Genomic DNA, 20,907 nt, shown 5'->3' with positions numbered 1-20,907 from the left:
AAGCCCACCTCAGCCGTTGACATCGGCATTCACGATTGACTTGATCGGAAACTATCGCTTTTCACGATGGAAAGCCGAGTCTAGCGTGATGTTCATGACCAACAACCTTTCGCATGGCGAGCAGCTCGTGAAGATCAACGACACCGAGCTGTGCTTGGAGACCTTCGGCAACCCCGCGGCCCCGGCGATCCTGCTCATCGACGGCGCGTCCGCCTCGATGCTGTGGTGGGAAACCGAACTGTGTGAACGGATCGCCCGCGCCGACCGGTTCGTGATCCGCTACGACAACCGGGACACCGGCAGATCCACCAGCTACCCGCCGGGCCGACCCGGCTACACGTTCACCGACCTCGCCGGGGACGCGCTCGGCGTCCTGGACGCCCTGAACGTCCGGCGCGCGCACATCGTCTGCCGGTCCATGGCCGGCGGCATCGGGCTCATCGTCGGGGTGGACCACCCCGACCGGGTGGAGTCGCTGACGTTCGTCTCCACCTCCACGGGCGAGGAAGGGCTCCCGTCGTCGTCGGACGGACTCGCCGACGGCATCCCCGCCGATCCGGACCCCACCGACGCCGGCGCGGTGGTGGACTTCGTCGTCGCATCGGCGAAGGCGTGCTCGGGCGGCTCGCCCTACTTCGACGAGAGCGCCACGCGCACGCTGGTCGAACAGGACGTGGCCCGCACGCGTGACATCGCCTCCACCCTCGTCAACCACTACGCGATGACCTTCGACGGATCGTCCCGCGATTTCACGTCCGTCAGCGCACCGACCCTGGTGGTGCACGGCGACCACGACCCCGTTCTCCCACTCCCGCACGGACACGCGCTGCGCGACGCGATTCCCGGCGCGACACTGCTGACCCTGGAAGGCGCAGGACACGATCTGCCGAAACCGCTGTGGGACGTGTTCGTCCCGGCTCTGCTCCAGCACACCGCGGGTGGCCGGCCATGACCCGGCTACGGTCGGCGCTCTGGCTGCCGCTCTTCGACGAACTCGCCGACCCTGCGGCGATCGCCCGGCTGGCCGCCGAGGCGGAGGAGGCCGGCTGGCACGGCGTGTTCGTGTGGGACCACCTGAGCTGGCGGGCGCCGGTCCGCCGGGTGGCCGACCCGTGGATCACGCTGGCCGCGATCGCCACCGCCACCGAACGCCTCCGGTTCGGCCCCATGGTCACCCCCCTCGCCCGCCGTCGGCCGTCCAAGGTCGCCAGGGAGACCGCCACACTGGACCGGCTCGGCGCCGGCCGCCTCACCCTCGGCGTCGGTCTGGGCAGCGATCGCTTCGCCGGCGAACTGAGCGCGACCGGCGAGGAACTCGACGACCGGCGGCGGGGCGAGATGCTCGACGAGTCACTGGAGATCCTCACCGCCGCGTGGTCCGGCGGACCCGTGCACCATCACGGCCGCCACCACACCGTCGACGGGATCTCCTTCCTGCCCGAACCGGTTCAGCGCCCCGGCGTGCCCGTGTGGGCCGCGGGACTCCCCGGCAACGTCAAACCGCTGCGCCGTGCCGCCCGGCACGACGGGTTCGTTCCGGTCAACCTCCAACATCCCGACCAACTCGCCGACGTGGTGACCACCCTCACCGGTCTCCGCCGACGAACGACGACCCCGTACGACATCGCCGTCCCCCTCCCGCCCGGCGCCGATCCCGCACCCTATGTCCGTGCGGGTGCCACGTGGTGGCTGGCGGAGTTCGCGCCGGAGACAGTGTCGCTGGACCAGGTACGAGGCGTACTGCGGGACGGCCCGGTCGACACAGACACAGCCGTAGACACAGACGTCGAAAGGATTCGGTGACGGTGATGTCCGACCTGTTCGACTACGACGCGGAACTGCGCGCGCACAACGAACTCTTCCGAGCCGCTGCCGGCGTCGGCCCGCGCGACCGTGTGCTCGACATCGGCTGTGGCACAGGCCAGTCCACCCGCGAGGCCGCCCGCGCCGCCGGCGAGGGAAGCGCGGTCGGGGTCGATCTCTCCGCGCCCATGCTGGATCGGGCCCGTCGGCTCAGCGACGACCAGGGGCTGCGCAACATCACCTATCAGCAGGCGGACGCCCAGACCCACCGCTTTCCACCGGCCCGTTTCGACCTCGGCATCAGCAGGTTCGGAACGATGTTCTTCGCCGACCCGGTCGCCGCGTTCACCAACATCGGGTGTGCGCTGCGCCCCGAGGGGCGCCTGGTGCTGCTGGTCTGGCAGGAGCGTGACCGCAACGAGTGGGCCACCGCCATCCGCCGGAGCCTCACCGCCACCTCCGCCCCACCCGAGGGTCCGGACCCGTTCTCACTCGCCGACCCGACCGTCACGAAAGACATCCTGACGGCGGCCGGCTTCGCGGGGGTCGACTTCACGGACGTACACGAGCCCGTCCACTACGGCCCGGACAGCGCCACCGCCTTCGACGCCGTGCTCCGGCTGTGGGAGGTCAGGGACCTGCTCGCCACCCTCGACGCCCCGGCGGCCGACCAGGCACGCACGCGCCTACGCGCCACCCTCGACGCCCACACCACTGCGGACGGCGTGCACTTCGACTCGCGTGCCTGGATCGTCACCGCGCGCCGCTGTCCCTGACCGCCGTCGGGAGAGGGCGGCCGGAAACCCGTTTCGCCCGTCCTCGCCGCGTCCGGTACGGTCGCGGGGTCGTTTTCCCTGCCGGGCGCCCATGAGGTTCACGTGGGGCCACCCCGGCGGTTCCCAGGCTGAGAGCAGGTTCGGTTATGGCATGTCGTATCAGTGAACTCGTGCTGGGTTGTCGCGACCCCGAGGTGCTGGCACGGTTCTGGTGCGAGGTCCTGGACTTCGTCGTGCTCGACCGCGAGGGCGACGACATGTACGAGATCGGGGCGCGCGACGGGTTCGGCGGTTCGCAGCCGACGATCATCCTCAGTCGCAGGGACGAGCCGGAGAAGGGCAAGTCCCGGCTGCACATCGACGTCAACGCCACCGACCGCGACCAGGACGCCGAGCTCGAACGCCTGCTGAAGCTCGGGGCGCGCAAGGCCGACATCGGCCAGACGGGCCAGGAGCAGTGGCATGTCCTGGCCGACCCCGAAGGCAATGAGTTCTGCCTCCTCAAGTCCCGCCTCAACCCTCTCTGACACGCAGGACCGTGCGCTGAGCGAGGTCTCGGGTAAAGGATTCTTCGACTGAGAAGAAACCGAACACCGGAGACCTCGTAGCCATGCCCACCGGCTGACGAGGCGGCTCGACCCGACCGATGCGCAGTGCGCGCCCGGAACCGCCGTTGCCGGCGCCCGACAGGCCGTTCCCGGACGCTCTCAAGCGGTTCACGAGGGGCGGTCCAGAAGTATGTGCTACGCCAACCCTGTTCGACAGAAGGTGCGGGCATGACAGCGACGGAGCACATTCACCGAGCCGCGGCGCCCCCTGTTCACCAGCAGGCCGAAAACCGTCTATTGATAGCTGTCCGTCAATATTTCGCCGGGGTTGCGCACCGCGTGCCCCTTTGTCTCCGGGGGGACACTCCGCCAGGCTCGCCGGGGTTCCACAGACGTCCGTGTCGCCGACGCGGCCTCGTCATGCGCCACAGAGCGGCAGAGTACGAGAGGAAGGCATACGTGGAAGACATCATGACGCCGGATGTGAAGATCGTCCGTTGGCCGGCCGAGTCGGGCAAACTGGAGGGCTTCCGTATGCAGGGACTGCCCTGCCTCCTGGTGGTCGCCAGAGGTGCGCGGGTGCCCGAGTTGGCGGGCGCGCACGAGGACTGGGTGCGACAGCCGGTGGAGGCCTGGGAGTTGAAGACCAGAATCACGTCCCTGCATCTCAAGGCCACATCACAGAGCGCTCCTCCCGTCGTGGACGAGGACGGGCTGCTTCGCTACGCGGGCGCTGTCCTGCCCCTCACCGTCTCGGAGGCCGCGGTGTTGCGTGGGCTCGTACAGCGTCGCCCGGGAATGGCGAGCCGGGCGGAACTGGCGGAGCGGCTCCTGTCCGCCAACCGCTCCGCCAGCCAGAACGCACTCGACCTGCACATGATGAGGCTGCGGCGGAAGGTCATGTCCGTCGGGCTGGCCATAGAGACCGTGCGGGGGCGCGGGTTCCTTCTGAAGACCCGGTCCCTCGCCGATCCGAGCGGTTGACGTTCCGGAAAGGAGGAGAACGGACCCTGGGACAGGTGACGAGCCAGGGTTGGCCGAGGGGCGCAGGCTGCTGGGAGCGGTCCGGACGGGCGGAGGCGTACCGGCACTCTCAGACTGTGGCTGTTTCGGCCGGGTGCCCGGCGTGTACGGGGGCGCGTCGGCTCTTCGTACGGCCGGGCACCCGGTGGTACCGGGCCGGGCCGGACGAAGCGCCACGACCCGGCTGTCGCAAGGTCGTCTCCCGCCTGGTGGTACAAGCTGTGCGAGCGACCTCGCCCGGCGCGTTCCGGACGCCGGGCGTCGGCCACCGCATGGGACACGGCTCCCGGGCCATGCGGTGGCCGACCTGTCGTCGGCGCCGTACGCGACCCGAGGCGCGCCGATGCGGTGCTGACCCGTGGATCCCGGTGCGTTGATCCGCCGCATCACCTGGCGGGACCCGTCTATCGCGCCGGTTGGGTGGCGGAGTCGGGGGATTCGACGGCATCCGGCCGCGCGGCGGTGGCGGTGCCCGTGGGGGCGTCGATCCGGCCCGGCAGCCACACCGCGGCCACGACCGCGGCCAGCGCGAGCGCCCCGGCGGCCACGCCGAAGCTCACATGCATGGCCGACAGATACGCGTCCTGGGCCGTGGCCAGCAGTCCGGGGATCTGCTCGCGTGCGCCGGCCGGCAGAGCGCCCGCCTCCTGGAGTTCGCGGACCGCGACCACCGTGCCGCCCAGGGACTCCGAGGCCGTCTCCCGTACGCCTTCCGGGAGCACGTTCACGGCGCCGCCCAGCTCGTCGCGGTACCAGACGGACAGGATCGAGCCGAGCACCGCGACGCCGAGCGCGGCGCCGATCTGTCGCAGCGTGTTGTTGACGCCCGCGCCGATGGCGGCCTGCTCGGGTGCGACCACGGCCATCGTGGTCGTCGTGGTGGTGCCCATGACCAGGCCGAGGCCGAAGCCGGAGACGCCGAGCAGGATCTCGTACCACCACAGCGCGGTGTCGGCGGCGATGCCGGCCTGCCCGGTGAACGACAGGGCCAGCAGCAGCAGTCCGGTGGTGACGACGGCCTTGGGTCCGAAGCGCATGGCCAGCGGGTTGCTGAGGATGGCCGAGGCCACGGCGCCGACGGCCACCGGGAGCAGGATGAGGCCGAGTTCGAGGGGTGTGTGACCGCGGATGGCCTGGACGTAGAAGACCATCAGGAAGGTGCCGCCGGTGAGCGCGAAGAAGGAGAGGGCGAGGCTCGCGGTACCGGCCGCGAAGGACTTGTTGCGGAACAGCTTGACGTCCAGGGCCGGTTGCGCCGTGCGGCTCTCGAACAGGACGAGTACGGCGAGCAGAACCACTCCGGCGACGATCGTGCCCAGGACCTCGACGCTGGTCCAGTCGTTGGTCTCGCCGCCTCGGATCACCCCGTAGACCAGTGCGCCGATGCCCGCGATGGACAGCAGGACGCCGGGGACGTCGATGCGTGGCCTGGTCGCCGAGCGGGACTCGGCGAGGACCACCAGGAGGAGCACGGCGCAGACGGCGGCGATGGGCACGTTGATGAGGAAGACGGAGCCCCACCAGAAGTGTTCGAGCAGGAAGCCGCCGGCGATCGGGCCCAGGGCGATGGACAGACCGCCCAGCGCCGACCAGATGCCGATCGCCTTGCCGCGTTCCTCCGGGGCGAAGATGTCATTGATCACCGCGAGCGTGGCGGGCGGCACGACCGACCCGGCCACACCCATGACTCCGCGCCAGAAGATGAGTTGCTGGGGGGTGTCGGCGAAGCCGGCGAAGGTGGAGGCCGCGCCGAAGACGACCAGCCCGATCACCAGGACACGACGGCGGCCGAAGGCGTCGGCGAGGATTCCGGAGGAGAACATCAGGGCCGCGTAGAACAGGATGTAGGAGTCCAGGGCCCATTGGAGTTCGGCGTTGGTCGCGCCGACGTCCTGCTGGATCGTCTGCAGGGCGACGTTGAGGATGGTGTTGTCCATCATCACCATCAGGAAACAGCAGCCGAGGACCGTCATGATCAGTCCGCGTCCGCGCACGGGCGCGCCCGCCGATAATGCCCCGTTCACTACGCACCTCCAGTCAGAGGGGCGTCCCGCACCGGATGCCGCGCCCCACGCATCTACTACGGGAGCATAGTAGGTCGCGGGTGCGGGGGTGGGTGGTGATGGTGAAGTAATCCAGAAAGACGGTCCGGGAAGACGGCGGCCCGCTCGACGGGTTGGGCGCCCCGGCTCAGTGCCCGGGGCCCTCGTGCAGCAGCTTCTCGAAGCGTTCGCGCAGGTCGGGGACGTTACGGATCTCGTCGAGGAAGTGACCGACCGCGCTCACCCCGAAATCGCGGATGACCTCGCGCACGGCCATCGCCGCCTCGTCCGTGACACACGGGGTGTACGCGTAACCCCGGCCCGCCTTGGTGCGGTTGGCCGCGCCCTTTTCGGCGAGGCGGCTCAGCACGGTCATGACGGTGGTGTACGCCAGCGGGGTCTCACGGCCTGTGTTGAGCGCGCCGAGGACCTCCCGGACGGTCATCGGTTCGGGCGCCTGCCACAGAACCTCCATGATCTCGTTCTCCAGCGGGCCGAAGACGAGGCATTCCTGGGAGGTGCGGGATCGGTCGGCTGTCACCCCTTCAATCTACGGTGCCCGGGGCCCGAACGCCCAGAGGTGCCCGGATCGGACGAGGCGGGACCGGGCCGCGCCGCGTCCGCACGGAGGGGCCGCCCAGCGGGAACCGGTTCGGTCCGCTCGTCGCGCCGCTTCGTTTCGATTGCGCGCGGGTGGTCGGAACGCGTTCTCTTTCAATACTCCTTCCCCTTCCTTTTCCCGTCCTGTCGATACTCCCGTCCGTGCCCCCGAGCGATTCCTAAGATGCGGTCAACGCCGATGCGGCGCTTCGCTCTTGGGAATGTGTGACGGGAGAATCAACCATGACTGTCTTCGAGTCGACCGAAGTGGCCGAGCGGGTCTTCGGCACCCTCTTCGAAATCCTGTTGAAGGACGAGCAGTTCACTTCGCAGTTGCGTGCGAGCAACCTGTCCATCCGGCTGACCCAGACCAACCCGGACTGTGTGGTGCACGTGTCCGCGGACGCGCTGACGGTCGGGGCCGACGCACCCGAGGACGCGACGATCAGGATCAGGATGACGTCCGACACCGCACACCAGCTCTGGCTCGGCAAACTCATGATGCCGACCGCCATCGCCACCGGAAAGGTACGGATCCGGGGAAAGGTCGCCCGGGTACTGGAACTCGTGCCCATCCTGCGGCCCGCCTTCGACCGCTATCCCGAACTGGCGGCCCAGGAAGGGCTTCCCGTCTGAGAGCCCGCTCCCGCCGGTGCCCGACGGACCCACGTCACGGCACCTCGGTAATTCCCCTGCCTCAATCGGATCCGAGTTACGGAGTTTCGAGACCGACATGACGAACAACGACGAACTTGAGCTCAATTTCGACGTCCTCCCCGGCGAGGTGGAGAAACTCCGCCGCCAGGTGCGGGAATTCGCCCGCGAGGTCGTCGCACCCCGGGTGACGGCCCTCGACACGGCGCCCGCCGACGACTTCGACTGGGACATGGTCGCCCAGGGGCACGCCCTGGGCCTCACCCGCGTCGCGGTGCCGAAGGAGTACGGCGGCCTCGGCCTCGGCATGATCGGCTGCTCGGTCGCACTGGAGGAGGTGGCGTCCGTCTGCGCCGGCACCGCCCTCGTCTTCGGTGCCGCCATGCTCGGTCAGACCCCGGTACTGCTCTCCGGCGACCCCCGGCTCCAGGCCCGGTTCCTGCCCATGTTCTCGGGCGACGCCCCGGTTCTGGCCTGCAACGCGGTCACCGAGGAGGAGGCGGGCTGCGACCTGATCATCCCGGCCAACGCCGTCCACGCCCGCGACGTGATGACCGCCCGCCGCGACGGCGACCACTACGTCCTGAACGGAAAGAAGAGGTTCATCACCAACGCCCAGGTCGCCGCCTTCGCCTCGGTGTTCGCCAACATGGAGGGCGCGCCCGGCGCCACCGGCCTCACCTCCTTCATGGTGCCGCTCGACCTCCCCGGCGTGGTCCGGGGACCGGTGGCCGACAAGATGGGTTACCGGCTCTGCCTCGGCAGCGAACTGGAGTTCCACGACGTCCGCATCCCCGCCGAGAACATGATCGGCGAGGAGGGCGACGGCATGGCCATCAACATCGCGCAGAGCAACATGGCTCGCGCCTCCGTCGCCGGAATCTCCGTCGGCGTGGCCCGGGGCGCCCTCGAACAGGCCCTGGAGTGGTGCGACACCCGCGTCCAGGGCGGACTCCCGCTGCGCGAGCACCAGTTCACCGCTGCCAAGCTCGCCGAGATGTCCGCGAAGGTCGACGCGGCGCGGCTGCTCTACCTCAAGGCCGCCCACAAGGTCGACAACGAACTCCCCGCCCCCCAGTACGAACCGGCGGCGGCGAAGCTCTTCGCGGACCGCGTCGCCATCGACGTCGCCGACATGGCCATGTCCCTCACCGGAGCGCGCGGCTACGTGAAGTCCTTCGGCATGGAGAAGCGGCTGCGCGACGCCTACGGCGCCCGGATCTACGAGGGCACGCCCGAGGTACTCGCCCTCGCCATCACCGAGAGCCTCTACGCCGCCGGAGAGCCGATATGACGGGCCGGGACAACGGGTCGGAATCCACGCGGCAGTTACCGGAGCGGGAACGAGAACGGTACGTCTCGGACATCATCCGGCTGCACTCCACCCTGGACTTCCGCTCTCTGCCCGACCATGTCCTCGGGGACCCGCTCTACTCCGTGTACGACCCGACGGACGAACTGATCACCCTCACCGTCGAGGACGACCAGCTCCCGCTGCGCTACCTCAACGGCATCATGGGCTTCAGGCTCGTGCAGTATCTGCGGCTCGGCTGGATGTCGCCCCAACTCGTCTACGAGCGGGCGGTCTTCCGGGAGACGGTCCGCCACCCGCCGGGTGTGCAGAACGTCCACACCGTCAGCCTGTGCACCCGCACGGGCCGTATCCGCGGCTACATCAGCCTCGGCTGCTCCCAGGACCCCGTGTCCATGCCGCTCGACCATCCCGACCGCGGCCGGTTCTCCACCGAGGCGGCCCACGACATCGACCTGCTGGGCCGGTTCGCGGCCGACGGCCTGGGCACGCACCAGGCTTTCGAGATCAAACGGTTCGTCCGCGACCTCGAACTGCCGCCCGGCCCCAGCACCGAACGGGTGCCCTGGCATCTGCTGCTGGGCCTGGGCAGGGTCATCTCGGGAGCGGGGGACCGGATGCGCCTCATGCTGGGCGACGCCAAGGAGAAGGTGGCGATACGGCACTTCCGGCTCACCGGCTTCGACCTCCAGATCGACCGCGGCACCTCGCCCCGGCTGCCCGAGACAGATCTCATGGCGCCCATCTACGACCAGGACGTCATCGCCGTTCCCTTCGTCGCGCCGGTCCACGCCGACCTCGGCGACTACATGGACCTGATCGAGGACTACCTCGGTGGCGGCCCGGACGCGATGACGCTCATGGAACTGGTCGCCGCCATGACCGCCCGCAGGACGGGCGCGTACCGGATGAAGGAGGCGTCGTAGATGAGCGGTGGCAGTGGTGCCGAGGCACAGGAGAAGGCCTTCTACGGGGAACTGACCACCCGTAACAAGGGCGTGGTCAGCACCGGGGAACAGGCCGTACTGCGGGGCGCGACCGTCCTCGTCGCCGGCTGCGGGTCCATCGGTGGAGCGGCAGTCGAGCCGCTCGCCCGGCTCGGAGTGCGTTCCTTCGTACTGGCCGACCCGGGCACGTACGAGGTGAACAACCTCAACCGGCAGAGCGCGGCGGCCACCGACGTGGACCGCAACAAGGCCACGGTCGCCGGTGAGCGGGTTGCGGCCATCAATCCCCACGCGGACGTCAGGGTCTTCCCGGAAGGGGTCGGCGAGGAGACGGTGAAGGCGCTGGTCGACGACTGCGACGTCATCGTGGACGGCGTGGACGTGACGACCATGGACGGCTGGCGGGCCAAACACCTGCTGCACCGCATCGCCGTCGAACGGCGGCTGCCGCTGGTCACCGGATGGGACATCGCGGGCGCCCAGTACGTGCGCTGCTACGACTACCGCTACATCAGGGAACCGTTCGACGGAGCGATAGCCGAGGCCGACCTGGACCGGCTGACCTCCTGGCAGCTGCTGCTGCGGGCCGTGCCGCTGAAGTACGTGCCGGTGGAGATGCTGGTCGAGGTGAGGGCGAACCTGGGGCGGCCCGACTACAGCTTCCCGCAGGTCACCTACGTCGCCATGGTGTTCGGTGCCATCACCTCCCACATGGTGGTGAAGTTGCTCTCCGGGGCGACCGTGCGCCCCGAGGTGTACATCGACGTGCACCAGCAGATCCGCTCCACGCGGCGCCGGATGGCGACCCGGCTGCGCCGGACGGCGGCGCTCGCCGCCCTGGCTCCGGGGCTGCTGAGACTGGCCCGCGGCCGGAAGGGGAGCTGACCCGATGTCCGATCTCCACGAGCTGACGGCGCTCGAACAGGCCGCCGCGATCGCCGAGGGCGAGCTGTCCCCGGTCGAACTGACCGACCACTACCTCGGTCGTATCGAGGAAGCGGACAAGGAACTTGGCGCGTACCTCACGGTCACCGCGGAACTCGCCCGGTCCCAGGCGGAACGTGCCGAGCGGGAGGCTGTGGCAGCCCGTCGGGACGGCAGGCTCCTGGGAGCGCTGCACGGGGTTCCCGTACCGATCAAGGACCTCGTCCAGGTCGACGGGGTGCGGTGCACCTGGGGCTCGGCGGTCTTCGCCGGCCATGTCAGCGACACCGACGACCATGTGGCCACCCGGCTCCGGGAGGCCGGCACGGTCATGCTGGGCAAGACCAACACCGCCGAGTTCGGGCTGCCCTGCTACACGGAGAACAGGCTCGGCCCGCCGACCCGGCACCCGCTGAGTCCGGGGCACTCGCCCGGCGGATCCAGCGGCGGCGCGGCGGCGGCCGTCGCGGCGGGCCTCGCACCCCTCGCGCACGGCACCGACGCCGGTGGCTCCGTACGCATCCCCGCCTCCGTCTGCGGCCTGGTCGGACTCAAGCCGAGCCGGGGCCGGATCAGCAACGGGCCCTGGCGCCCGGACGTCACGGGGCTGTCGGTGCACGGTGCGCTGGCCCGTACGGTGGCCGACGCGGCGGCGCTGGTCGACGTGATGGCGGGGCGGATGCCCGGCGATGTGTACACCGCGCCCGCGCACGCCGGGGGCGTGTCCCTGGTGGAGCACGCGCGCCGGGAGCCCCGTGCGGTGCGCGTGGCGGTGCTGCGCCGGCCCATGGTGCCCGACGCGCTACTGCACCCCGACTGCGAGGACGCTCTCGACAGCACGGCGGCCGCCCTGGCCGCGCTGGGACACGAGGTGGAGGAACTGGAGATGCCTCCCGACGGGGGCGTCCTGGAGGCGTTCACCCGGGTCTGGTCGGTGGAGGCGGCGTCGTACGAGGTGGGGCCGGAGCGCGAGGGGGAGCTGATGCCCTTCACGGCCTGGCTCAGGCAGACCGCCGCCGGGGTGTCCGCGCGGGACTACCACCAGGCGCTCGCCACGTTCCGGGGCCTGGGGCAGATGCTCACGGACCTGCTGTTCGCCGCGTACGACGTGATCCTCTCGCCGGCGCTCGCCGAACCGCCGGTGCGGATCGGGGAGTTGCGCGACGACACCGATCCGGTGGCCGAGTTCGCCAGAATGACCGCGTTCATGCCGTACACCGCGGTCTACAACCTCACCGGCATGCCCTCGATCACCGTCCCGCTCACCCGCAACGCCGAGCGTCTGCCGATCGGCGTACTGCTGGGCGGGCGGTACGCGGACGAGGCGCTGCTGGTGTCGCTGGCGGCCCAGTTGCAGCAGTCCGCGACGACGTACTGAGGCACTCGGAGGCCGAGGGGATCCATTTCTTTCGGTCACTGGCTGGCGCGTATTCGCCCCTGTTTGCAATGGCAGTGTTCGCAATCGGATTAACTGGTCAAGTCGGAGTAAAATTCGCGGGACAGTGAATCCTCATTTTGTCCGGTTCTTGCTGGTTCTGCGGCAGGGGGTACCCAACGCGTACCCCCTGTATTCCTTGTGTTCCTTTTCGTTTCCGGGCTGTGCGGCTCGGTATAGTAATCCCGTCGCCATGGGGGAGAGGTGGCGATCCTGGGGAGGATGGGGGATGCTGGTGGAATTAAATGTTCTTGGCGCGCTGGAAATGCGTGTCGGCGGGAAGTCGGTGGTTCCTTCCGCGCCGAAACTCCGGCAGATATTCACGTTGCTGGCCATGCGTGCGAACACTGTGGTGACGGTCTCCGAAATCGTCGAGGAAGTCTGGGCGGGAGAACCCCCGAAAAGCCTTTCCACCACTCTGCAGACCTATATTCTGCAGATTCGGAAATCGCTCAGGGAGGCGCGGTCCGGGGTCGTCGGTCCGGTGCCGGAAAACGATGGTGTCGAAGGATCCATCGTGACCTATGACCGCGGATATCTGTTCAGCGCTCCGCAGTCCATCCGGAAGGACTTCGAGGAATTCACCCGGTCCGTCGAGACCGGGCACCAGTACGTGCAGAGGGGCAGGAACGCGGAGGCGGCCGAACTGCTCGGCGAGGCACTCGCGCTGTGGCGCGGTGACGTTCTCGTCGACGTCCGGCGCGGTTCGGTCCTGGACGCCTATGCGGTCAAGCTGGAGGAGGTGCGTCTCTCCGCGCGGATCCTGCGCCTGGACGCCTGTCTCGGACAGGGCGGCGATCTGCACCTGATCCCTGAACTCAACGCGTTGGTCGGGCTGCACCCCCTGAACGAGACGCTGCAGTACCAGCGGATGGTCGCCCTGTACCGGTCGGGTCAGGTGGCCGAGGCGCTGGCCGGCTACCGGTCCTTCTACGCGCAGATGATGGAACTGCTCGGGATAGAGCCCTCCGCGCACCTGCGAGACCTGCAGTCCGCCATCCTGAACTCCGCCCCGGTGCTGTCGGCCGTGGCGACCTCCGAGGAGATACGCCGGGCCGTCTCGGACGACGAGGTCGACGGGCGAGCGGTGCCGGCCCGGGTCCTTGTCCCGACCTGGAGCCACTCCCGTCGTTCCTCTTCCCCCGACCGCTGGAGGCCGAAGGCGACGAAGGCGTTCCTGCCGTCCAGGACGTCGCCCTCCAGGGGTGCGCGCCGGATCACGCTGGACGCCGCGGGCATTCCCCTGTCCGCGCTGATCAGTGAACCCGTCGAGGCGCCCACCCGGGCCGTCGTGGTCGCCATCCATGACAGCGGTACGAACGCCGACTACTTCGACGGCCGGGCCCACCCCCAACTGTCACTGCTGACGCTGGGATCGGCCCTCGGCTACACCGTCCTCGCCGTGGACCGTCCGGGCTACCGTCTCTCGGCCACTCAACTGCCCTGCGGACTCGGCCTGTTGGGCCAGGCCGCCGCCCTGCGCGCCGCTCTGGACGACTTCTCCTCCCGCTTCGCCACGGGCGGCGGCCTCTTCCTGCTCGCGCACTCCTACGGCGGCAACGTGGCGTTGGCGGCAGCCGCCGACCACACCCCGCCCGGGCTGCTCGGCCTCGACATCTCCGGCTGCGGTCATGAGTACGCCGTCGACCCGCACGAGGAGTCGTTCCTGCTCGACCGGGGCCGGTCGGCGAAGAACTGGGGTCCCCTGAGCCTCTACCCGCCGGGCACGTTCAGTGGCGCGCGTTGCAGGGCCGAGGACATGCCTGCTCGCGAACGTGCCGAACTCGCCGGCCGGCCCGGTCTGTTCCGCTCCGTCGCGCCGCGCGTCCGGGTCCCGGTTCGGCTGACGTTCGCCGAGCACGAGGCGTGGTGGCGCCAGGACGGCGACACCCTGGCCGATCTGGCCGCACAGTTCGTCGCCGCCCCCCGCGTCACCGTCGACCGCCAGCCGGACGCCGGTCACAACATCAGCCTGGGCTGGGCCGCCCGTTCGTACCACCTGCGCGCTCTGGCCTTTCTGGAGAGCTGCCTGGTTCCCCACGAGACGACCGGTGCCGAACGGTCTGCGGCGGTCTTCTGACGTGCCGGACCCGGGGCGCTCGCTCGAACGACCCGCCGGGGCCGGCGTTGCCGGTCAGGTCAGTTTTCGGCAGTACAGCGCGTCCGGGGTCCGTGCCGAGCCCAGCCGGGCCGTGTACGCGATCCCGGCCGCGTACTCGTCGTCCGCGCACTGGCCCTTGTAGTGGCCCTGGGCGAAGTCGCCGCCCCTGGCGGCCGGGCCCCGGTTGTCACCCCGGTCGAACCAGACGGTTCGGCCGCCGGCGCCGAGCCTCCCGACCGGAGCGGCCGCGCACAGGGCCGCGGAGACGGCGGAGCCCCGGACGCTGTAGCCGGTCAGGAAGTGGCCGTCGGCGCACTGGAGTTTGGTGTATCCGGACGCCCAGTCGCCGCCCGGCCGGACATGGCGTTCGTCGACGACCACCACATGTCCGCCGTCCGGGTCCCACAGGGGGCCGGTGGACACGTCCGAACACAGGCCCCGGTTGCCTGTGTGGCTGAGGCCGAGCAGCCGCTGTCCGTCGGGGCACACCGTCTTGCGGGCGCCGGAGTCCCAGTCGGGCAGCGCCCGCATCCGCCGCGACTGGACGAAGTCGCCGTGATCGGGGCTGAGCATCGACCAGTCCGTCACGCGCTCCACCGGGCCGGTGCGCCCCGGGGCCTCGATGAGCCGGGTCCAGGCAGCGGCCCGCCAGTCGTCGCCGTCGTAGACGCCCATACGGTGGCCCTGGGCGTCCCAGTGCAGGAGGGCCCAGCCGTTGCCCTTCCGGTTCTCGTGCCGGCCGACGAGTGGCCAGTACGCGAAGTCGGCGTCGGTGCGGATCAGTTGGTCGACGAAGTTCTCGAACCACGCCCGCGGCTTGCTCCCGGTCTCGTCCCGGCCGCCGACACCGAACTCGCTGATCCACAGGGGCGCGGTGAAGTGCTTGTCCGTCTCCGCGGTCACGAAGAAGGCCTGACGGTCCAGAACCCTGATCAGTTCGGCCGGGCTCAGGTCGCGGTAACGGGGATCACTGGTCTCGCCGGTGCCGGTGGCGCCGCTGTGGTTCGGGCCGGTGTAGTCGTAGAAGTGGGCGGAGTACACGAGCTTGCCGGAGCCGACGAGGGTGTGCGAAAGGCGGCGTACGGGCTCCAGGGTGGGGCGTTCGTGGGGCAGACCGTCGACGGGGATGCCGGTCCAGTTGATGCCCTCGACGATGATCAGAAGGTCGGGGTCGGCCTCGGTGAGGATACGGTCACCGACGCGCTGGGAGGCGGCGAACCAGTCGTGGTCGTCACCGGACCCCCAGTTGGGGTCGTCCAGGACGTTGCGGCGCACCTCGTTGTAGAGGTCGGCGCCGACGACGCGCTGATTGTCGCGGTAGCGGCGGGCCATGAAGAGCCAGTCGTTCTCCCAGGTCCCGGTGGACTGGCTCGCGTTCCAGCGTTCGTTGCCGTCGACTCCGCAGCACCAGCGGGTGGTGTTGGTGTGGTTGTTGAGGATCACCGCGAGTCCGGCGGCGGTGAGTTCCCGTACGGCCACGTCGTACACCTGAAGCGGGGTCCTGCCGCGCAGGGCGGGATTGGCGGCCACGGAATCGTCGGTGACGGGACGGCTGTCGTGGATCATCTCGTTGGAGAAGGGCAGCCGGACGCTGTTGATGCCGATCTCCCGGAAGCCGGCGATGATCTCGGCCATAGGAGCCCGGTCCAGGCCGAGCGGCATCCTGCCGGAGTTCTCCCCGGCGTGGTGGTCGGCGTCGTTGTCAGGGTTCCCCGAGCCGTTCCAGGTGCCGCTGGCGCCGTGCCAGTTGCCGGACCGCAGCTTGAAGCGGTCGCCGTTCGCGTCGACGATCCAGCGCCCCCGGGTGCTGAGTGGCGGCGTCCAGCCCGCCGCCTGCGCGGCGGCCTGCGGCCGGGCGCCGGCCACGGGGGCGGCTTCCCGTCCGGTCGCCGCCTCGGCCGTGGGCGCCACGGCCACCAGGAGGAGTACGGCGGCCAGGGCGGCCCTGGCCCTGGCGAAGGTTCCCGGCACGGTCGGCCTCCCGAGGCGACGTTGTCATGGCATCGTCATCATGGAGGGCTGTGCGGGATTGGTCCAGTCCTATGCGCGGCGAAACTGTCGCCGCGCCGCCAAGTGCCGCGCACGGCAGGCGGTTCACGGGAGGCTCTGCCGGACCCGAGGGCGGGCAGTCGCAAACCACCCGCACCACGGAATCGGCGCCAGGGACGGGAGGGCCCGCTGGGGGCCGGTCGTGTCAGGTGACCAACAGGCGGTTGAAGAACGAACGGTAGTGGCGCAGTGCCAGCCGCAGATCCTCGGTGTTCGCCTGTCCGCCCCGGTTCCACTGTCCTTCCAGTTCCTGCTTGTGGTCGGCGAACGTGGCGGCGAGTTTCTGCATCACCTCGGCGACGAGGGCGTCGGCGGTGTGCACGGCGTCGCGAGGGTCGTCCACGAACTCGTTCTGCACCTCCTGCCAGCGGGTGCGGAATCCTTCCTCGTCCTCGGGGGTGAGGAGCTGGGGTGCCTCGTCCTCGGCACGGTCGCCCGGGCCCGCCGCCCGGTGCCGCTGGGCGTCCGAACCGGTTTCCGTCATCTCGTCCCGCGTGCCGGAGTCGGTCGCCTCGGGCTCGTCCTCGGCTGGGTCGCTCGGCGTGGTCGTGCTCTCGCCGGGGAAGGTCGGCACCTCGGCCGACGTGTCCGCCGTCCCGTCCCCGGTGTACGTGTCGCGAGGGTGGGCGAGGTCGTCGGTGGACAGGCCGCTCCCGGTGGTGCTGTCCGGCAGGTCTTCGCGTTGCATGTCTTCTCCGTTCCCGGACGCCAGGGGCTCCCGGATCGGGTGACGGGCTGGTCACCGAGCCGGTCAGGCCCGGGTGCGGCGGGGTCCGCCGCCGTCGGAGAGCAGCTCGTCGAACAGGGTCCGGTAGTGCACCATGGCGCCCCGCAACTGTTCGGTGGTCGCCTCGTGGCGGGTGCTCAGCACATTGACGTCGTGGGCGGCCTGGTAGTGCTCAAGCGTGCGGCCGTGATCGACGGACAGGTCCTTGAGCTGTTGCTCGAAGTCCTCGGTCGGGTAACCGCGCTCGTGCATCAGGGAAGTCACCAGGCGGTCCGCGTCATGCACGGCGTCCTCCGGACGGTCCACGAACTCGTCCTGTACGCCGGTCCAGTCTTGGGCGTACCGCTCCCTGACCCTGCTGTCCAGCGGCTTGATGTCCAGCGAGTCGTGCCGCTTCTCACGCGCCCTGAGCTCACGCTCGCCGGCCATGCGGCTGTCGGCGTCCTCCACCGTTCGTCCGTACTCCGGGCCGAAGCGCTCGCGCAGCATCTGGCGACGCATGAGCAGCCGGACCGCCACAGCCGCCAGAGCGATCACCACGACGACGGGAATGATGATCGCCAGAAGCGTTCCTGTCGACATCGGTAGCCTCCTCAGATATGCCCTGTGTATTCATATTTATTGGGGTTACCGCTGGTTTGCCGTTGAAACGGAGATACGGGAACGAATCGCCGCAGTCGGGCGCACCGACCGCGCCGGACACATGGACCGGACACATAGAGGTGACGTGACGGGGCACTTGGGTCTCCCGGCCAATCAAGCAAGAGGGACAAGAGGGAGCCGACTCGTGATCATCGCTGGAGTCATCGGATTGTGTGTGGTGCTGGCCGTGCTGGCCTTCTTCCTTCCGCGCCTGTCGCGCCGCCCCGAACGCGGTACGCAGCGTTCGCTCGGCGCTGGTGCGCGGGCCGGCGGCAAGGCGCCCGGCATTCTGGGCAGGATCTTCAGCAAGCCGTTCCACACCAGTTCCCGTGCCGTGGGCCGTAGCGGCTCGGCGGGCCGACGTACCCGTGGCCGTATGCCGTTCTGAACTCAGTACACAGACACAGGCCTACGCGGGAGTGGTGGGATGAGGGCTGACCAGGCCGACGAGCTGCTGGACGGGCTGACCGTGGACACCAGCCGACAAGAGCGACCGATCCTGCTGGACGGGACCGGCCGACCGCTCGGGACCTGGCGCGAGAACCACCCCTACGACCACAAGGTCAGCCGAGGGGAGTACGAGCGGATCAAGCGCGTCCTGCAGATCGAGCTGCTCAAACTCCAGCGGTGGGTGAAGGACACCGGTGCGCGCGTGGTCGTCGTGTGCGAGGGGCGTGACGCGGCGGGCAAGGGCGGCACGATCCAACGTCTGACCGAGCGGCTCAATCCCCGGGGCGCGCGAGTGGTGGCTCTGGACAAGCCCACCGAGCGGGAGGCGGGCCAGTGGTACTTCCAGCGGTACATCCCGCATCTGCCGACGGCGGGAGAGATCGTCTTCTTCGACCGGTCCTGGTACAACCGGGCCGGCGTGGAGCGCGTGATGGGCTACTGCTCGAAGGACCAGTACGAACTGTTCCTCCAGCAGTGCCCGGCCTTCGAGCGGATGCTCGTCGACGACGGCGTCCTGCTGGTCAAGTTCTGGTTCTCCGTGTCCCGCGCCGAGCAGCGCACCCGTTTCGCCATCCGGCAGGTCGACCCCGTGCGGCAGTGGAAACTGTCGCCCACCGACCTGGCCTCGCTGGACCGGTGGGACGACTACACCGAGGCCAAGGTCGACATGTTCCGCGCAACCGACACCGAATACGCCGCCTGGACCGTCGTGAAGAGCAACGACAAACGTCGCGCCCGGCTGGAGGCCATGCGCAGTCTGCTGTCGCGCGTCGACTACACCAGCAAGGACGCTGAGGCGGTCGGCGCCCCGGACCCTCTGATCGTCGGCGCCGCCAACACCCTCCTGGAGCCCGGCGAGGAGGACACCACCCTCTCGCCCACGCCTCTGTCCCACCGAACCAGCGGGCCCGGCAGTCACCCCGGTTCCACCTGACGCAGGGGCGGCATCGAACGGGACGGGCGTATCGGCCGCGATCCCGCCGACCGGGGTGCTCATGGAGCCGGGAGCCGGCCCGCCGAGAGGGTCACGGACGGCAAGGGTCGTGCGGGACGCCACTCGTCCAACTCGGCCCCTGCGGCTACGTAACGAGATCGATCGAAGAATTTCGGTCGGCGTGGCACCGTTCTCGCTTCATTTCCCTCTGTTCAGATAGCCGAACTCACTGTGCACAGTGAGCGCTTGGCTACACCTTGACCCAGGGGGAAGAAAAATGACCAGTCCACGTAACAAACCAAGACGTTTCGGACGGATCGCGGCCGTGGGAGTCGCGCTGACAACCCTCATGACCGCCGTGACGGGGACGGCCACCCAGGTCGCGGCCTCCTCGAAGACGTCGGAGAAGCCGCCCGTGCCGTCGCTCACCTGGACGGACTGCCAGGGCGGCTTCGAGTGCGCGAACGCCGACGTTCCGCTCGACTACCGCAAGCCGCGCGGCAAGACCATCACCCTCGCCGTGGTCCGGAAGAAGGCCGCGGACCAGACGAAGCGCAAGGGCACGTTGTTCCTGCAGCCCGGCGGGCCCGGCAACTCCGGTGTCGACTTCGTACGCAACAACTACGCGGATCTGCCGGCCGCACTGCGCGACTCGTTCGACGTCTTCGGCTACGACGTCCGTGGCGTCGGCCGCAGTTCAGCACTGACCTGCTTCGACGACGCGAGGTACACGCGAGCCGTCACGGAGGCGAAGGGCGTGCCAGGCCCGGACGCCTACGAGCCGGCCCTGCGCCAGGCCGCCGAATTCGACCAGGCCTGCGTGGACAACACGGGCGAGCTGCTGCCCTACATCGGCACCGAGTACGTCGCCCGGGACATCGACCTGCTGCGGGAGGCGCTCGGGGAGAAGCAACTCACCTACTACGGACGGTCGTTCGGGTCGTACATCGGCACCGTCTACGCGGCCATGTTCCCCAAGCGGGTGCGGGCCCTGGCGCTCGACGGAGCGTACGACCCCGTCCACTACGCCAACCGTCCGTACGCGTACGACCGGCCGCAGTACCTGGCACTGGACGGCGCGATGGGCCGCTTCCTCGACTGGTGCGCCGCGGACCGGGCCACCTGCGGGTTCGGCGACGGCGATCCGCGCGCGGCCTTCGAGAAGCTGAAGGCCGACCTGGACGCCAACCCCGTCCCGACCGCCAACGGCGGCCAGGCCAACGGCTACACGCTGGTCTACCGGCTGATGTTCAACATCAACGAGGGCAAGGTCATCTGGCCCGAGTTCGGCGCCGCACTGCGCAAGGCCCAGCTGCGGGACAACACGTCCTTCCTGCTGAGGCCGCCGTCCCCGGCCAGCTTCGACTTCCTGGGCCCGAACGTGGCGGTCGAGTGCGTCGACCGGGACTACCCGCGCGACCTGGGCCTGCTGAAGCGCAAGGTCACCGCCTTCGCGAAGGCCGCGCCGCTGCTCGGCCCGGCGATGGCGTACGGCCCTCCGACGTACGACCACCAGCACGCCACCGCCTGCGTCCAGTGGACCGGTGGGCACGTCAGTCGCTACGACGGTTCCTACCGGGCGAAGGGCTCGGCGCCGATCCTCGTCCTCGGCACGACCGGCGACCCGGACACCCCGTACCAGGACGCGGTGGCGCTGTCCCGGCAGCTCGACAACGCCTCGCTCCTCACCTTCCGGGCCGAGGGTCACACCGCGTTCGGCCGCAGTGCCTGCGCGACGGACGCGGTCATCGACTACCTGGTGAACCGCAAGGTCCCGGCCTCCGGCACGACCTGTGCGGACGAGACACAGCCGCCGTCGTCCACACCGACGACGGCCCCGCCCGGCACCACGCTCAGCGAACTGCGTAACGGCGTCAACGAGCGCGTCGAGCGCATCGGCTCCGTGAGCTGACGTTCCCTGTCCGACCCCGGGGCGCCGG

19 protein-coding genes and 1 pseudogene are annotated in these 20,907 nt (G+C 69.4%); 15 read left to right on the top strand and 5 right to left on the bottom strand.

Annotated elements, in window-relative coordinates; genetic code table 11:
* Nucleotides 1-94: 94 nt before the first annotated feature.
* The 5 genes from PV734_RS20230 (at nucleotide 95) to PV734_RS20210 (ending at nucleotide 4,111) form a co-directional block, all read left to right on the top strand.
* Complete coding sequence (locus PV734_RS20230) at nucleotides 95-952, top strand: alpha/beta hydrolase (protein WP_319094354.1); 858 nt, start codon at nucleotides 95-97, stop codon at nucleotides 950-952.
* On the top strand, nucleotides 949-1,803 hold the full coding sequence (locus PV734_RS20225) for an LLM class flavin-dependent oxidoreductase (protein ID WP_319094353.1): 855 nt from the start codon (nucleotides 949-951) through the stop codon (nucleotides 1,801-1,803). The genes PV734_RS20230 and PV734_RS20225 overlap by 4 nt, the downstream gene beginning before the upstream one ends.
* 5 nt (nucleotides 1,804-1,808) lie before the next feature.
* The gene (locus PV734_RS20220; protein ID WP_319290685.1) at nucleotides 1,809-2,579 is read left to right on the top strand and encodes a class I SAM-dependent methyltransferase; all 771 of its coding nucleotides are present in this window, start codon (nucleotides 1,809-1,811) and stop codon (nucleotides 2,577-2,579) included.
* Between the two features lie 146 nt (nucleotides 2,580-2,725).
* Nucleotides 2,726-3,106 (top strand): VOC family protein, encoded by a 381-nt coding sequence (locus tag PV734_RS20215; RefSeq protein ID WP_319094351.1) that lies wholly within the window; start codon nucleotides 2,726-2,728, stop codon nucleotides 3,104-3,106.
* A gap of 480 nt (nucleotides 3,107-3,586) precedes the next feature.
* Nucleotides 3,587-4,111, top strand: a complete 525-nt coding sequence (locus tag PV734_RS20210) for a winged helix-turn-helix domain-containing protein (protein WP_319094350.1) — start codon at nucleotides 3,587-3,589, stop codon at nucleotides 4,109-4,111.
* 443 nt (nucleotides 4,112-4,554) lie between these two features.
* On the opposite strand, the gene PV734_RS20205 is transcribed toward PV734_RS20210, so the two are convergent.
* Together PV734_RS20205 and PV734_RS20200 are read right to left on the bottom strand one after the other, a co-directional pair.
* The gene (locus PV734_RS20205) at nucleotides 4,555-6,174 is read right to left on the bottom strand and encodes an MFS transporter (RefSeq protein ID WP_319094349.1); all 1,620 of its coding nucleotides are present in this window, start codon (nucleotides 6,172-6,174) and stop codon (nucleotides 4,555-4,557) included.
* 166 nt (nucleotides 6,175-6,340) lie between these two features.
* Nucleotides 6,341-6,733, bottom strand: coding sequence for a BlaI/MecI/CopY family transcriptional regulator (locus tag PV734_RS20200; protein ID WP_006374164.1), 393 nt, complete (start codon nucleotides 6,731-6,733; stop codon nucleotides 6,341-6,343).
* A 302-nt stretch (nucleotides 6,734-7,035) separates the two neighbouring features.
* Here PV734_RS20200 and PV734_RS20195 point away from each other — a divergent pair, with 302 nt between their 5' ends.
* From PV734_RS20195 to PV734_RS20170, 7 genes and pseudogenes are all read left to right on the top strand, one after another.
* Nucleotides 7,036-7,428 carry an SCP2 sterol-binding domain-containing protein gene (locus tag PV734_RS20195; RefSeq protein ID WP_319094347.1) on the top strand — a complete coding sequence of 131 codons (393 nt, stop codon included), beginning with the start codon at nucleotides 7,036-7,038 and terminating at the stop codon, nucleotides 7,426-7,428.
* A 97-nt stretch (nucleotides 7,429-7,525) separates the two neighbouring features.
* Entirely contained in the window at nucleotides 7,526-8,740 is a 1,215-nt protein-coding gene (locus PV734_RS20190) for an acyl-CoA dehydrogenase family protein (RefSeq protein ID WP_319094346.1), read from the top strand.
* Nucleotides 8,737-9,684 carry a hypothetical protein gene (locus tag PV734_RS20185; protein ID WP_319094345.1) on the top strand — a complete coding sequence of 316 codons (948 nt, stop codon included), beginning with the start codon at nucleotides 8,737-8,739 and terminating at the stop codon, nucleotides 9,682-9,684. Before PV734_RS20190 ends, PV734_RS20185 begins: the two co-directional genes overlap by 4 nt.
* On the top strand, nucleotides 9,685-10,590 hold the full coding sequence (locus tag PV734_RS20180) for a ThiF family adenylyltransferase (RefSeq protein WP_319094344.1): 906 nt from the start codon (nucleotides 9,685-9,687) through the stop codon (nucleotides 10,588-10,590).
* 4 nt (nucleotides 10,591-10,594) lie between these two features.
* A complete protein-coding gene (locus PV734_RS20175) occupies nucleotides 10,595-12,007 on the top strand; it encodes an amidase (RefSeq protein WP_319290680.1) in 1,413 nt (470 codons plus the stop codon).
* A gap of 250 nt (nucleotides 12,008-12,257) precedes the next feature.
* Nucleotides 12,258-12,515: pseudogene (locus PV734_RS45865) on the top strand (AfsR/SARP family transcriptional regulator); the annotation flags it as partial.
* 66 nt (nucleotides 12,516-12,581) lie between these two features.
* Nucleotides 12,582-14,144 carry an alpha/beta fold hydrolase gene (locus PV734_RS20170; protein WP_319094342.1) on the top strand — a complete coding sequence of 521 codons (1,563 nt, stop codon included), beginning with the start codon at nucleotides 12,582-12,584 and terminating at the stop codon, nucleotides 14,142-14,144.
* Between the two features lie 54 nt (nucleotides 14,145-14,198).
* Here PV734_RS20170 and PV734_RS20165 read toward each other — a convergent pair whose 3' ends face one another.
* The 3 genes from PV734_RS20165 to PV734_RS20155 form a co-directional block, all read right to left on the bottom strand.
* The gene (locus PV734_RS20165; RefSeq protein WP_319094341.1) at nucleotides 14,199-16,136 is read right to left on the bottom strand and encodes a glycoside hydrolase family 5 protein; all 1,938 of its coding nucleotides are present in this window, start codon (nucleotides 16,134-16,136) and stop codon (nucleotides 14,199-14,201) included.
* 223 nt (nucleotides 16,137-16,359) lie between these two features.
* Entirely contained in the window at nucleotides 16,360-16,902 is a 543-nt protein-coding gene (locus PV734_RS20160; RefSeq protein WP_319094340.1) for a hypothetical protein, read from the bottom strand.
* Nucleotides 16,903-16,965: 63 nt separating this feature from the next.
* Nucleotides 16,966-17,523, bottom strand: a complete 558-nt coding sequence (locus tag PV734_RS20155; protein ID WP_319094339.1) for a hypothetical protein — start codon at nucleotides 17,521-17,523, stop codon at nucleotides 16,966-16,968.
* 205 nt (nucleotides 17,524-17,728) lie between these two features.
* Between PV734_RS20155 and PV734_RS20150 the strand changes: the two genes are divergently transcribed.
* The 3 genes from PV734_RS20150 (at nucleotide 17,729) to PV734_RS20140 (ending at nucleotide 20,879) form a co-directional block, all read left to right on the top strand.
* Nucleotides 17,729-17,971, top strand: a complete 243-nt coding sequence (locus PV734_RS20150; RefSeq protein ID WP_319094338.1) for a DUF6411 family protein — start codon at nucleotides 17,729-17,731, stop codon at nucleotides 17,969-17,971.
* A gap of 39 nt (nucleotides 17,972-18,010) precedes the next feature.
* A complete protein-coding gene (gene ppk2 / locus PV734_RS20145; protein WP_319094337.1) occupies nucleotides 18,011-18,967 on the top strand; it encodes a polyphosphate kinase 2 in 957 nt (318 codons plus the stop codon).
* 277 nt (nucleotides 18,968-19,244) lie between these two features.
* Nucleotides 19,245-20,879, top strand: coding sequence for an alpha/beta hydrolase (locus PV734_RS20140; protein ID WP_319094336.1), 1,635 nt, complete (start codon nucleotides 19,245-19,247; stop codon nucleotides 20,877-20,879).
* Nucleotides 20,880-20,907 lie beyond the last annotated feature (28 nt).

Source organism: Streptomyces sp. AK08-02 (genome assembly GCF_033795085.1).
Taxonomy (GTDB): Bacteria; Actinomycetota; Actinomycetes; order Streptomycetales; family Streptomycetaceae; genus Streptomyces; species Streptomyces echiniscabiei.
This window is presented reverse-complemented; position numbering and strand designations above follow the sequence as displayed.

What these genes read in the sequence shown, in the direction of transcription:
- PV734_RS20225 (WP_319094353.1), top strand. Translation starts at nt 949, where the DNA reads ATGACCCGGCTACGGTCGGCGCTCTGGCTGCCGCTCTTCGACGAACTC.
- PV734_RS20215 (WP_319094351.1), top strand. Translation starts at nt 2,726, where the DNA reads ATGGCATGTCGTATCAGTGAACTCGTGCTGGGTTGTCGCGACCCCGAG.
- PV734_RS20185 (WP_319094345.1), top strand. Translation starts at nt 8,737, where the DNA reads ATGACGGGCCGGGACAACGGGTCGGAATCCACGCGGCAGTTACCGGAG.
- PV734_RS20175 (WP_319290680.1), top strand. Translation starts at nt 10,595, where the DNA reads ATGTCCGATCTCCACGAGCTGACGGCGCTCGAACAGGCCGCCGCGATC.
- PV734_RS20220 (WP_319290685.1), top strand. Translation starts at nt 1,809, where the DNA reads ATGTCCGACCTGTTCGACTACGACGCGGAACTGCGCGCGCACAACGAA.
- ppk2 (WP_319094337.1), top strand. Translation starts at nt 18,011, where the DNA reads ATGAGGGCTGACCAGGCCGACGAGCTGCTGGACGGGCTGACCGTGGAC.
- PV734_RS20190 (WP_319094346.1), top strand. Translation starts at nt 7,526, where the DNA reads ATGACGAACAACGACGAACTTGAGCTCAATTTCGACGTCCTCCCCGGC.
- PV734_RS20155 (WP_319094339.1), bottom strand. Translation starts at nt 17,523, where the DNA reads ATGTCGACAGGAACGCTTCTGGCGATCATCATTCCCGTCGTCGTGGTG.
- PV734_RS20160 (WP_319094340.1), bottom strand. Translation starts at nt 16,902, where the DNA reads ATGCAACGCGAAGACCTGCCGGACAGCACCACCGGGAGCGGCCTGTCC.
- PV734_RS20140 (WP_319094336.1), top strand. Translation starts at nt 19,245, where the DNA reads ATGACCAGTCCACGTAACAAACCAAGACGTTTCGGACGGATCGCGGCC.
- PV734_RS20195 (WP_319094347.1), top strand. Translation starts at nt 7,036, where the DNA reads ATGACTGTCTTCGAGTCGACCGAAGTGGCCGAGCGGGTCTTCGGCACC.
- PV734_RS20180 (WP_319094344.1), top strand. Translation starts at nt 9,685, where the DNA reads ATGAGCGGTGGCAGTGGTGCCGAGGCACAGGAGAAGGCCTTCTACGGG.
- PV734_RS20230 (WP_319094354.1), top strand. Translation starts at nt 95, where the DNA reads ATGACCAACAACCTTTCGCATGGCGAGCAGCTCGTGAAGATCAACGAC.